Source organism: Lentzea indica (genome assembly GCF_012184385.1).
Classification (GTDB): Bacteria; Actinomycetota; Actinomycetes; order Mycobacteriales; family Pseudonocardiaceae; genus Lentzea; species Lentzea indica.
The window spans coordinates 1-12,313 of record NZ_VSRL01000007.1 but is presented as its reverse complement, the minus strand read 5'-3'; the positions used below and the strand labels follow the sequence as shown (position 1 = coordinate 12,313).

Annotated in this window: 12 protein-coding genes; 8 read left to right on the top strand and 4 right to left on the bottom strand. The window is 67.4% G+C overall.

What is annotated here, in order from left to right:
* Window positions 1-75: 75 nt before the first annotated feature.
* Both FXN61_RS03385 and FXN61_RS03380 read left to right on the top strand, forming a co-directional pair.
* Window positions 76-1,464, top strand: a complete 1,389-nt coding sequence (locus FXN61_RS03385; protein WP_223165295.1) for a class I adenylate-forming enzyme family protein — start codon at window positions 76-78, stop codon at window positions 1,462-1,464.
* Window positions 1,465-1,491: 27 nt separating this feature from the next.
* The gene (locus FXN61_RS03380) at window positions 1,492-2,097 is read left to right on the top strand and encodes a TetR/AcrR family transcriptional regulator (RefSeq protein ID WP_167970111.1); all 606 of its coding nucleotides are present in this window, start codon (window positions 1,492-1,494) and stop codon (window positions 2,095-2,097) included.
* Here the strand turns inward: FXN61_RS03380 and FXN61_RS03375 are convergent.
* Entirely contained in the window at window positions 2,001-3,257 is a 1,257-nt protein-coding gene (locus FXN61_RS03375; protein WP_167970109.1) for a hypothetical protein, read from the bottom strand. The two genes, FXN61_RS03380 and FXN61_RS03375, sit on opposite strands and share 97 nt — an antisense overlap.
* 136 nt (window positions 3,258-3,393) lie before the next feature.
* Here FXN61_RS03375 and FXN61_RS03370 point away from each other — a divergent pair, with 136 nt between their 5' ends.
* Window positions 3,394-3,588, top strand: a complete 195-nt coding sequence (locus tag FXN61_RS03370) for a PspC domain-containing protein (protein ID WP_167970107.1) — start codon at window positions 3,394-3,396, stop codon at window positions 3,586-3,588.
* Here the strand turns inward: FXN61_RS03370 and FXN61_RS03365 are convergent.
* From FXN61_RS03365 to FXN61_RS03355, 3 genes are all read right to left on the bottom strand, one after another.
* Entirely contained in the window at window positions 3,566-3,733 is a 168-nt protein-coding gene (locus FXN61_RS03365; RefSeq protein ID WP_167970105.1) for a DUF397 domain-containing protein, read from the bottom strand. The genes FXN61_RS03370 and FXN61_RS03365 overlap by 23 nt on opposite strands.
* A 13-nt stretch (window positions 3,734-3,746) precedes the next feature.
* Entirely contained in the window at window positions 3,747-4,565 is an 819-nt protein-coding gene (locus FXN61_RS03360; RefSeq protein WP_167970103.1) for a helix-turn-helix domain-containing protein, read from the bottom strand.
* Window positions 4,566-4,649: 84 nt separating this feature from the next.
* Window positions 4,650-5,414 (bottom strand): bestrophin-like domain, encoded by a 765-nt coding sequence (locus tag FXN61_RS03355; protein WP_167970101.1) that lies wholly within the window; start codon window positions 5,412-5,414, stop codon window positions 4,650-4,652.
* Between the two features lie 266 nt (window positions 5,415-5,680).
* Between FXN61_RS03355 and FXN61_RS03350 the strand changes: the two genes are divergently transcribed.
* From FXN61_RS03350 to FXN61_RS03330, 5 genes are all read left to right on the top strand, one after another.
* On the top strand, window positions 5,681-7,735 hold the full coding sequence (locus FXN61_RS03350) for a hypothetical protein (protein ID WP_167970099.1): 2,055 nt from the start codon (window positions 5,681-5,683) through the stop codon (window positions 7,733-7,735).
* Between the two features lie 74 nt (window positions 7,736-7,809).
* Window positions 7,810-8,364: an EF-hand domain-containing protein gene (locus FXN61_RS03345; RefSeq protein ID WP_167970097.1), complete on the top strand. Its 555-nt coding sequence runs from the start codon at window positions 7,810-7,812 to the stop codon at window positions 8,362-8,364.
* A gap of 1 nt (window position 8,365) precedes the next feature.
* Window positions 8,366-9,082 (top strand): GNAT family N-acetyltransferase, encoded by a 717-nt coding sequence (locus FXN61_RS03340; RefSeq protein WP_167970095.1) that lies wholly within the window; start codon window positions 8,366-8,368, stop codon window positions 9,080-9,082.
* Between the two features lie 52 nt (window positions 9,083-9,134).
* Window positions 9,135-11,531, top strand: a complete 2,397-nt coding sequence (locus FXN61_RS03335) for an ATP-binding cassette domain-containing protein (protein ID WP_167970093.1) — start codon at window positions 9,135-9,137, stop codon at window positions 11,529-11,531.
* A gap of 16 nt (window positions 11,532-11,547) precedes the next feature.
* On the top strand, window positions 11,548-12,120 hold the full coding sequence (locus tag FXN61_RS03330) for an EF-hand domain-containing protein (RefSeq protein ID WP_167970091.1): 573 nt from the start codon (window positions 11,548-11,550) through the stop codon (window positions 12,118-12,120).
* The last annotated feature ends 193 nt before the right edge of the window (window positions 12,121-12,313 follow it).

Here is a 12,313-nt window from a genome sequence, read left to right as displayed (position 1 = left end):
AATTCCGGCGATTCCGGCGCAATGGGGGGTGCGACCACCCGATCAGCCTACGAGGCTCAGGAGTACACAGGATTCATGACCTATGTCGATCTGGTGCTGCAGCGTCTCTCCACTGACGGCGAGCGTGAGGCGTTGATCGGCGGCGATACGCGCCTGACCCGCGCGCAAGCCCGTGACCTGCTGTTCCGGCTCGCCGACGGCCTCGCCCAACGCGGCGTGCGACCCGGCGACGGCGTCGCGGTGTTCGTCGGCAACACCCCGGAGGCCGTCCTGCTGAACCTCGCGGTCCACCTGCTCGGCTGCCGCCTCGTCTTTGTGCCACCGGAGCCTGGCCGCAGCGAGCTGGAGGCCCTGATCAGCAAGGCCGAGGTCGCCGCGGTCGTCGTCGATCCGGCGTTCAGCACCCGGATCGACGGCTGGCACCTCCAGGACCTCCCCGGCGATGCCGTCGAGCGCTCCCCGGCACCGGAGTTCGCGACGGTCAGCTACACCGGCGGCACCACCGGACTGCCGAAGCTCGCGGTCCACCGCTCCGGCGCGACCAGCCGGTGGGAGGCGATGAAGGACATGCCACCCACGAACATGCTGTGCAACACCCTCATCACCCACGGCAGCGGCGTCGGCACCTCGCTCGCCGCGCTGATCACCGGCTCGAAGCTGGTACTGGGCCCGTCGACGTTCGACGCGGACACGTTCGTCCGTCTCGCTCGCGAGGAGAAGATCACCGCGACGATCTTCGTCCCGCCGATGCTGTACGAGGTCCTGGACCACCCCGCCTGCCCCGGCCCGCAGTTCCTCAGCGTCGGCGTCGGCGGCTCCCCGCTCGCCCCTCAGCGCCTGCGCCAGGCGATCGAGAAGTGGGGCCCGGTGGTCTACCAGGGCTACGGCATGACCGAGGCCGCCGCCATCGCGATGATGCCCGCCACCTCCGTCGACCTCGACCGCCCGGAGACCCTGCGCACGGTCGGCAAGCCCAACCCCGCCATGGAGGTAGAGACCCGCGACGGCGACGGCGACGTCTGGGTGCGCGGCCCGTACGTCATGGAGGGCTACTGGGGCGAGCCGCCGCTCCGGGAGACCAGCGACGGCTGGTTCAACACCGGCGACATGGGCCACTTCGACGACGACGGCCACCTCTACCTCGACGACCGCAGCAAGGACGTCATCGTCACCGGCCGGACCTCGGACAACGTCTACTCACGCCTGCTCGACGACTTCCTCATCACCCTTCCGGGTATCCGGCAGGCAGCGGCCGTCGCGCGGCCGGACGAGGCACTCGGCGAGGTGGTCCACCTGTTCCTGGTGACGGACGGACAGGAAGTCGACTTCGGCGAAGTTCGCGATTCGGTCATCGCCGAACTGGGTGAGATTTACCAGCCCCGAGGCGTCACGATCGTCCCCCAACTCCCTCTGACCAAAGTGGGAAAGGTCGACAAGCGCAAGCTTCGCGCCGTGTTTCGGTAAGGTTCGACCTAAATCAGGAGGTGACGGATGCCCCGTCCAAGCGTGGAAGCCGAACGCAAGGCGCAGATTCTCGCGTCCACCTGCAAGGTGATCGCGGCTGAGGGCTTCCGCCACCTCCGCGTGTCCGACGTGGCCAAGGACGCCGGCGTCTCCGGCGGCACGGTCCACTACTACTTCGAGACCAAGCGCGAGCTGACCGACGCCGCGTTCGAGCACTGCTTCGAACTGTCGGTGAGCCGCCGCCGCTGGATCCTCGAGTCCGACGAACCGCCGCTCTCCCGCCTGCGCATGGTCGTGGAGTCCTACCTGCCGGAGGGCGCGGAGACCGTCGAGGCCTGGAAGGTCTGGGCCGAGCTGTGGGTCGAGGCCATCCGCAGCCCCGAACTGCAGGAGCTCAACGAACGCTTCTACGGCGAGTGGCGCGACATCGTGGCGAGCATCTTCCGCGACGGCCAGGAGTCCGGCGACATCCACGCGCCGGGCGACCCGGTAGAGCTGGCGAACATGCTGGTCAGCATGCTCGACGGCCTCGCACTTCAGGTGCTGGCCGGCTCGAAGGCCATGACCGTCGACGCGATGCGCACCACCTGCCTGAGGTTCGTCGACCAGCTCTCCACGGCGTCCGTCGGATAGCTCAGCCCGCTCGCCAGCACGCAGAGGATGATCAGCAACGCCACCGGCGTGCGCGTGAACCCGAGGAACAGCAACCCTTTCGGCACCGGCACGGTCTCGGCGAACCGCTGCGCCTCGCTCAGCAACAGCCCGGCGAACATCAGGAACACCACCGCCAACGGCAACGTGCGTCCGATAGCGCCCACCGTGATGAGCGACGCGGTGGACACCGCCACGATCACAGCGGTGAACCACCAGTGGTGGGGCGCATGCCAGGGCCCCTTGGAGCTCCGCGCCATCAACCAGTCGCCGAACAACACCGCGATGCAGCACAACACCAGCACCCGCAACGCCGTCAGCACGCTCTGCCCGTCGTACGCCATGGGAATGTAGGCCACTGCGAGAGCGACCAGCGGCGTGACCGCAAGCCCACGCGCAACCCGCATGACCGCAGGTCTCTGCTGCGGGCCGGGCCTCATCGCCGACCTGGCTCTGACTCTGTCCGCCTCACCGAGCTTGCTCTGCGCGGCCTCGCCGTCCTCCAGTTCCCACACCACCCACACCAGCCCGAGCAACACGACGGTCCCGAGCACGACGGCGTACCCGGTCAGCTGCCGCGGCCCGTAGATCCAGCCGATGACGCCGACGAGCACGCAGAGGCTGAGCCTGATCAGTGCTCCCAGCTCCGGCCGCGCGCTGCGCCACGTCTTCTGCGGCCACGAGGTCAGCACCAGCCTGCGCGTCACGAACCACACGCTCGCCCCGAGCGCCACCACCGCCATCCACATTGCCAGCCCGACGCCCGGCCGCCTCAGCGACGTCGTGTCGCCGAACAGCAGCATGGCCGAGACGAGCAGCACGATGGCCGCAGGAACCCTCAATCGCCCCAATGCCCACACGTGCACCCGCACCCATCTCTCCCGGTTGCGCCACGCGGATTCGAGCGCCACGAGCGTGAGGAACCCGAGCGCCACGAATGTCATCGGGTTGCCGGCGAGGTGTCCCACCGCCAGGACCGTGATCGGCACCGCTCGTGGATACGGGCTGCCGGCCAGCATGAGGCTGCGCAGCGGCGACGGCGGCCCGGTGGGCTCTTTCGTTCGGAGCCATTGCCAGGCATGCCACAGCAGCGGTGCGTAGACCGCGATGAACACCGTGTCGATCAGCGGATCAACGCGCATCTCCGGCCTCCCCAAAGTTCGGGACAACCGTGACGTCGCAGGTCAGAGCCTCAGGGTTACGTGCTGTAACTCATCCGGGTGAAATCAGGGCTCATCCCCGATGCAACACATGGACCAACAGGCGCATTGTGGGTATATGACCACGACAGTTGCTTTGAGCAGGCCCAGGACCAACCGGATGATCGCGGGTGTCTGCGCGGGGCTCGCCCAGCGCTGGGGATGGAAGCCGAGCACCGTCCGGATTCTGTTCCTGCTGTCCTGCCTTCTGCCCGGACCGCAGTTCGTCGTCTACCTCGTGCTCTGGGTGATCATGCCCGACCGCGGTTACTGATCGACCGCAGGAACGCTGCCCACGCTGCCGGTGCGACCGGCAGGTGGGTGGCGGGAGCCTTGGAGTCCCGGATACCGACACCGTGACCGACTTCGACACAGTCCTGGCCAGTCGGTGAGTAGCTGCTCTTCCGCCACTCGGCCATCCGAGTCGCCTCCTCAGGACACGATGCTGGTAATCAACCCCCTTGAGTCTTCCTTACTGAGTGCGACACGGTCCATCATCTTCAACGCCTCCTGGTAGAGCCCGATCGATGCCTTGTCGTCGAGGAACAGCGCCGAGTTCAGCCCGCACTCATAGGCAACCGGCTCGTACTTCTCGAACTTCAACAGGGTGAAGTCACCGGTCAGCGCACGTCCGGCAGGCAGAATCCGCAGGCTGATGTACGGCCGCACCAGCATCCGCAGCAGCTCGTGAAGCTGCTCGGTCAGCACATCGGTACCGCCGACCGGTGAGTACAGGACCGGCTCGTACACGTAGAAGACGAACTTCTTGTGCCCCGCCACGATGCCTCGCCGCTCGATGCGAGCCGCGACCCACTCCGCAATGTCCTCCTTCTTGACGAAGGGCGAGTCCTCGGCGGCAGCACGCGCGTACGGCTCGATCTGAAGCATTCCCGGCACGAACAGCGAACTCCAGACCACGATCTCCTTCGCGATTCGCTCGTGCTGGATCAGCGTCCGGACGTGCGGCGGCAGCACTGACTCGTAGAGCTGGAGCCAGCCCTTCTCCCGCGACTCCAGGAAGAGTCCCTTCAGGTACTGGAACTCTTCCGGCTTCACGCCGCACACCCCCAGCAGGAACGTGAACTCCTCCAGGGACGTTCCGCCCTTGCCGTTGACGAGATCCGACAACTTGGCGTGCTCCCAGCCGAGCCGTCGCGCCAGCTCGGCCTCCTTCAGGCCGGTTCGGGCGATCGTGGCCCGGAGGCTGTCACCGAACTCGCGTCCCAGCACAGTGGACACTCTCTTTGGCATGGCAGCGAAAGTAGCGCCGCCGCGAGTTCTGCCTCCATCATTTCGGCCCCAAATTGCCCTGAAAGAAGCACTCGTAGAAGGCTTCTACGGAATCCCGGCCAGCTCCTCCGCGACACTCACGAACGCTTCCGGCTGCACCCGCAACACACCACTGAACGGCTGGTCCAGCTGAACACACAACACGCACACAAACGCGAGTAGTGCGGCCATGACGATCATCTGCAGGATGTGCCGGACACGCGCGGTGAAGCCGATCAACATCGGGAACACGATCATGCAGACGGCTCCGGCGAGAGTGCCGAACAGCATGAGCTTGCCGGTGTGATCGAGTCCGCCGGCCTGATCAAGCCGATCGCGGCGCAGGTCGGTGATGTCCCGCACCCGCTCCAACGCCCGTTCGCGGGCGCTCTTCACCTGGTCCGGCGTAGTGGGCAGGCCGAGGATCTCGGAGTGCAGCGAGCTCAGCGTCTCGGTGGTGCGCTCGTCCGGCTCACCGACGGCCAGCCGAGGCCATTCCTTGTCCGCCACCAGCTTCGGGTACTCCGTCAGCAGGCCGCGGATGTGGTCGCGTTGTGGCTGTGGCATCACGGTGGTCTGCCAGTAGGCGTCCGCGATGGCGGCGGCCTCCCTCGCGGCGTTGTCCTCGGCGGTACCGCTCTCCTCCCAGACGATCACCATGTAGAACGCCAGGGCGACGATGAACAGGCCGCTGATCACCGCGCCGAGAAACCCGCGTGAGTCCGAGTCGCGGTCGTCGGCCTGTTCGTGCGCCCGCGAGCGGCCGAACAGGAGGAAGGCGACGACGGTGATGGCCACCGACACGAGGATGACGACGAGCGCGGTCCACATGACTCCATCTCGCCACAGCACGCCACCGTTTGGCCACTAACACCACGCTTCCCGGCGGTCTCACCCGCCCATCAAGAGCAACGCGAGGTTGATCAAGCACACAGCAGGTCCACATCGGAGCGGGAACACAAAGCCGTTGACACGAACAGGAGAACCGCGACCCTACCGTCCTCGACGGAGAGTGAGGACGGCGCGATCAAGGCCCTGTGACAACGCCGGGGAAGCGTGCCAACCTGTGCGCCGACCCCCGACCGGGAAGGCGTGGCATGCGCGTACCGATCCTCATCGCCGTCGTGCTCCTGGTTCCGCTGCTCACGCCCGGCCCGCCGGTCGCCGCGGCCGAGGTGTGGCGCACGCAGTTCAACGAGGCGGTGCACGGAGACGTCACGGTCATCGGCAACGCCGTCCTGACCTGCCCCACTTCCGAGCAGGCGGGGCCGAATCCCAAGCACTCCCCGCAGTCCTGTGTGGACGCTCTGAACCGCAAGGGCCACGGCTCGTCCGCGCAGAACAACGGCCACCGCATGTCGTGGACCGACGTCGACAACGACCCGGCGACGTTCAACTCCTCCAGCGCTCACCTGGCCGTCCCCGCCGGCGCGACCATCGCCTACGCCAAGCTGGGCTGGGCGGGCAGCGCGACCTGCCACGGCGCGCCTGCACCACCCGGCAAGCCACAGGACCCGGTCACCCTCAACGGCACGAGCATCAGCGCCGACCGGTTCGTCATCGACTCCCCGGACGATCTCTCCCACACCGACAACACCTTCTACAGCGCCGAAGCCGACGTCACCCGTCACGTGAAAGCCGGCACGATCACCGTCGGCAACATCTGGGCGCCGCAAGGCTTCGACTGCTTCGGCGGCTGGTCGCTGACCGTCGTGTGGAAGTTCGCGAACGCCACTGCAACAGCACCCGCCCGGCGCCACATCTCGGTGCACGGCGGTCACGTCCGGCTCCCCACGAAGCTGCCGACGTTGCGCACCCCGATCGCGCCCACGCATCCCGCGGGCGGCGCCGTCCGCCTGGGAGTCACGGCCTACGAAGGAGACTGGGCCAGTGACGGCGACCAGATGCTGGTCAACGGCACGTCCGTCGCCGGCCGCAACGCGTTCGTCTCGTCCGCCCAAGGCGCCGCACATCCCAACAACATGAGCGTCGACGCCCACACGTTGACCCTGAGCGAGGATGTCCTCAAGGCCGGCACCAAGAGCGCCGAGCTGACGTTCAAGAGGGACGACGACGCGTTCCTGGTGCAGAGCATCGCGTGGTCGTTTCCGCTCCCCGAGCTCACGCTGGCCGTCGACCCGGCACAGCCCGCCGCACACCCCAAGGACACAGTCACCCAAACCGCGACCATCACCAACGTCGGCGACGCGCCCGCCGCCGACGTCACCGTCTGCGGTCAGCAAATCGGCACCATCGCGCCGCGCGCCAAAGCGACACGCACCTGCTCGTCAACGGCAGCCGACAACGACTACCCGGTCACCATCGCGGCGAGCGGCACCAGTCTCGCGGGCGATCCGCTCGCAACGGAGAAGGCCTCGACCGTCGACGTGCTGCACCCGGCGTTGCGCGCGACCACCGTGACAGACCCGGTGGCCGCCCTGCCGGGCCAGTCCGTCAAGTTCACGACGACCGTCACGAACACCGGCGACACCCCGCTGTACAGCCTCATCGCCCGTGCGGGCGGTGGGTGTGCCCCCATGCAGGGGCAGCTCGACCCCGGCGCAACCACCACCGTGGACTGCACGGCCCCCGCAGGCGACGAAAGCGGCGCGTTGACCTCCACCGTCGCGGCCGCGGACAAGATCGGTGGCAAGGTCGAGGCCAGTGCGTCCGTCCAGGTCAGGGTGATCCACCCGCGGCTCACGATCCGCGCGCTCTGGTCGAAGGACCGTGCGGAGGACGGCGAGCTCGTCACGGTCACGATCACGGTCGGAAACCCGTCCGACACGCCCGTCAACGACGTACAGGTGGACGGAGAGCCCGCCGCGTGCCGCAGGACGTTCCCGGTGCTGCTGCCCCGCGAGCGCCTCACCTACACCTGCCAGGTCGCCGCACCGGTGAACTCCCGGTTGACGGTGTCCGGCGCGGGTGCGGGCCAGGCGATCGGTGAGAGCGCTGTCGTGCGGATCGAGTCGGTGAGCGCACCACCGGCACCTGAGCCTGTGTCGGCACCTGACGAACCAGCACCCCCGCGTCCGGTCGCGCACGTTCAGCCGGTGTCGAAACCGGCGGCCGGCGGCATCGCGGCGGTAATGGGCGTGATCGGCATGGTGATCGTCGCGAGCGCGATTTCCGGGCTGGGCAGGCGCTGATGCCGGAAACCGTTTGCGTTCACGTTCTGAAGTCAGGCGTGTTCCTCCAGTCCGGAATGCGGTAGAAGGGCTTCATGGAGATCACCGCCTTCCTGGACCGCAAGCTGGCCCGCCGGTTCCGAACGTACGACTCCGACGGCGACGGGTTCATCGAGCGGGAGGACTTCACACAGGCGGGCGCGCGCACCACCAAGGCATTCGGCCTGGCCGACTGCGACCCGAAGGCCGTCCGGTTCCAGAAGACGCTGGTCGGGTTGTGGGACCAGCTTTCGTCGGTCACCGACCAGGACCACAACGGGCGGATCAGCGTCGACGAGTACAAGAAGGCGTTCGCGAACGGGCTGCTGGAGACGGCGGAGTCGTTCGACGAGGGTTATGTGCCGTTCCTGGAAGCGCTGATGGAGATCGCGGACGAGGACGGCGACGGGAAACTCACCGCCGAAGAGCACGTGAGGTGGACCGGCGCGCTCATGAACCTGTCGGAGATCGACGCGCGGGAAATTCACTACCTGTTGTCCGATGAGGATGGTCTGATGTCCACTCAGGCATTGCTGGACGCCATCCGGGAGTTCTACTTCTCCGAGGATCCCGCGTCGGCGGGCAACTGGCTCCTGGGGTCGTTGGACTGACGTGCTGCTGAAATCGCTGCAGGAGTACGCGGCACGGGCTCAGCCCGCCGCGCACGTCGAAGAGGCCGGCGGCTGGTGGCTGCGGCACTCCCCCGGCGACGCCTGGTGGGTGAGCGCGGTGCTGCCGCACGACCGTGAGGACCGGGTGACGCTCGCCGAGGAGTTCTGCGCCGAACGCGGGTCCGGGGTGCGGTTCCAGATCACGCCGGGCGTGTGCGCGGACGACCTCGACGCGCGGCTGGACGGCCGGGGGTATGCGCGGGGTCATGACATGTCCCTGCGGATCGCGTCGACCTCCGAGGTGCTGCGACAGGTTCATGCCGACGCCGGCGAGGTGACGGCCCGTCCGACCGATGAGTGGCTGACGGCGTGGCAGTCGGTGACCACGCGGGACGTCAGCGCCGAACGCGACCTGCTCAGCCGGGTCGAGCACCCGAGCGCGTACGCGTACGCCGAGGTGGACGGCCAGGTGGTGGCCGTGGGACGCGCGGTGGCCGAGCAGGGGTGGGCGGGGGTGTTCGGGATGGCGACGTTGCCGCAAGCACGAGGTCAGGGCGCCGCACGTTCGGTACTCGCCGCACTGGCCTCATGGGCGGCCGCTCGCGAGGCGAACCACATGTACCTGCAGATGGAGAAGGCGAACTCCACGGCGTTCCGGCTGTACGAACGGACTGGGTTCCGTGAGGTCTGCAGCTACCACTACCGGATCCGCACATAACCAATCAGGAATCAAGAAGCAGGAGCCTGGTGCGCGAGTTAGGTTTTGCGCCATGACCAGGACAGCACCGACGGCGCATGAGGCCGACACCCACGATCTGATCCGCGTGCAGGGCGCGCGAGTGAACAACCTGCGCGACGTCGACGTCGAGATCCCGAAGCGACGGCTGACGGTCTTCACCGGTGTCTCCGGTTCCGGCAAGAGCTCGCTGGTGTTCGGCACGATCGCCGCGGAGTCGCAGCGGCTGATCAACGAGACGTACAGCGCGTTCGTCCAGGGCTTCATGCCCACGCTGCCGCGCCCCGAGGTGTACCTGCTGGAGGGCATCACCACGGCGATCCTGGTCGACCAGCAGCGGATGGGCGCCGACCCGCGCTCGACCGTCGGCACCGCGACCGACGTGAACGCGATGCTGCGGATCCTGTTCAGCCGCCTCGGCACGCCGCACATCGGCGGCCCGCAGGCGTTCTCGTTCAACGTCGCCTCGATCTCCGGCGCGGGTGCCGTGACGATCGAGAAGGGCGGCCAGAAGGTCAAGGAGCGGCGCGAGTTCTCGATCACGGGCGGCATGTGCCCGCGCTGTGAGGGCCGCGGCCAGGTCTCCGACATCGACCTCACCGAGGTCTACGACGAGTCGAAGTCGATCCTCGAGGGCGCGATCAAGGTGCCCGGCTACAACGTCGACAACCAGTGGACCGTGCAGACGTTCACACAGTCCGGGTTCATCGACCCCGCCAAGCCGATCCGCAAGTACACGAAGAGAGAACTGCACGACTTCCTCTACAAGGACCCGGTCAAGATCAAGGTCAACGGCATCAACCTGACCTACGAGGGCCTGATCCCGAAGCTGCAGAAGTCCATGCTGTCCAAGGATCGCGAGGCGCTGCAGCCCCACATCCGCGCCTTCGTCGACCGCGCGGCGACGTTCGGCACGTGCCCCGAATGCGGCGGCACCCGGCTCACCGAGGCCGCCCGTTCGTCGAAGATCAAGGGCGTGTCGATCGCGGACCTGTGCGACATGCAGATCACCGATCTGGCCGACTGGATCCGCGGTCTGAAAGAGAAGTCCGTGGCGCCGTTGCTGGACAAGCTCGCGCACACCTTGGACTCGTTCGTCGAGATCGGCCTCGGGTACCTGTCCCTGAACCGACCCGCGGGCACGTTGTCCGGCGGTGAGGCGCAGCGCGTGAAGATGATCCGGCACCTCGGATCGGCGTTGACCGACGTGACGTACGTGTTCGACGAGCCGACCATCGGACTGCACCCGCACGACATCCAGCGGATGAACAACCTGCTGCTCCGGTTGCGGGACAAGGGGAACACCGTGCTCGTCGTCGAGCACAAGCCGGAGACGATCGCGATCGCGGACCACATCGTCGACCTCGGTCCCGGTGCCGGCAGGGGTGGCGGCACGATCTGCTTCGAGGGGTCGCTGGACGGTTTGCGCAAGAGCGGCACCGTGACCGGGCGGCACCTGGACGACCGGGCGTCGTTGAAGTCCTCGGTGCGGGAACGCACCGGCGTTCTGGAGATCCGCGGCGCTTCCAAGAACAACCTGCGTGACGTCGACGTCGACATCCCTCTCTGGGTGCTGACCGTGGTCACGGGCGTGGCGGGCTCCGGCAAGTCGTCGCTGATCCACCAGTCGATGCCGAAGGACGCCGGCGCGATCGTGGTCGACCAGACGCCGATCAAGGGGTCCAGGCGCTCCAACCCCGCGACCTACACCGGGCTGCTGGAGCCGATCCGCAAGGCGTTCGCCAAGGCCAACGGCGTGAAGCCGGCTCTGTTCAGCGCGAACTCCGAGGGCGCGTGCCCGAACTGCAACGGCGCGGGCGTGGTGTTCACCGACCTCGGCATCATGGCGACGATCGAGTCCCCCTGCGACGTCTGCGAGGGCAAGCGGTTCGACCAGGCGGTGCTGGAGTTCAAGTTCGGTGGTCGCGACATCTCCGAGGTGCTCGCGATGCCGGTGTCCGAGGCCGTCGAGTTCTTCGGTTCCGGTGAGGCTCGCACGCCCGCGGCGCACGCGATCCTGTCGCGGCTGGCCGACGTGGGCCTCGGCTACCTGTCCTTGGGCCAGCCGTTGACGACCCTGTCCGGCGGTGAGCGTCAGCGGTTGAAGCTGGCCACGCACATGGCGGACAAGGGCGGCATCTACGTTCTCGACGAGCCGACCACGGGCCTGCACCTGGCCGACGTCGAGCAGCTGCTCGGTCTGCTGGACCGGCTCGTCGACTCCGGCAAGTCCGTGATCGTGATCGAGCACCACCAGGCCGTGATGGCGCACGCCGACTGGATCATCGACCTCGGTCCCGGCGCCGGCCACGACGGCGGCAAAATCGTCTTCGAGGGCACGCCCGCCGACCTGGTGGCCGACCGGTCGACGCTGACCGGCGAGCACCTGGCCGACTACGTGGGTGCCCCGGCACGCCGCAAGAAGCGCTGACGGGGTAGAAGAAGGCATGGAAATCTCGGCGTTCCTGGACCGCAAGCTCACCCGCAGGTTCGAGACCTACGACAGCGACCAGGACGGGTTCATCGACCGCTCGGACTTCGAACGTGCTGGTTCACGGACCACCGCGGCGTTCGGCCTGAGCGACGACGACCTTCGTGCGAGGCGGTTCCACGAGCACCTGCTGGGCGTGTGGGACCACCTCTCCGCCGTGACGGACTCCAACGACGACGAGCGGATCAGCCTCGTCGAGTACAAGGCGGCGTTCGCCCAGCGGCTGCTGGAGCGGCCCGAGTCGTTCGACGACGGCTACATGCCGTTCCTCGACACGCTGATGGCCGTCGCCGATCACGACGACGACGGCCACCTCGGCGTGGACGAGTACGTGCGGTGGAGCGGGGCGTTGATGAACCTGCCAGAGGCCGACGCGCGAGTCGTCCACAAACGGCTTGATCACGACGGTGACGGTCTGATCAGCAGCGACGACCTGCTGGCCGCTCTCAGGGCGTACTACTTCTCGGAGGACCTGGACGGTCCGGGATCGTGGCTGTTCGGCCCGCTGGAGTCAACTACTCGACCCTGAGGGGGCCGAGCATGAGGACTCGATCCCGGTGGGGACGTTGTTTGCGTTCCTCGTCCACGGCTGGCTGCGCGTGTGCGGGCCGCATCTACCGATGGCTGTTCAGGCAGCTGCCGGGTCGGGCACGTTGACGTGTACCCACACCGACCGTGCCCGGTTTCGGACGTTCACGGCGGCGACGACGTCGGCGGGTCCA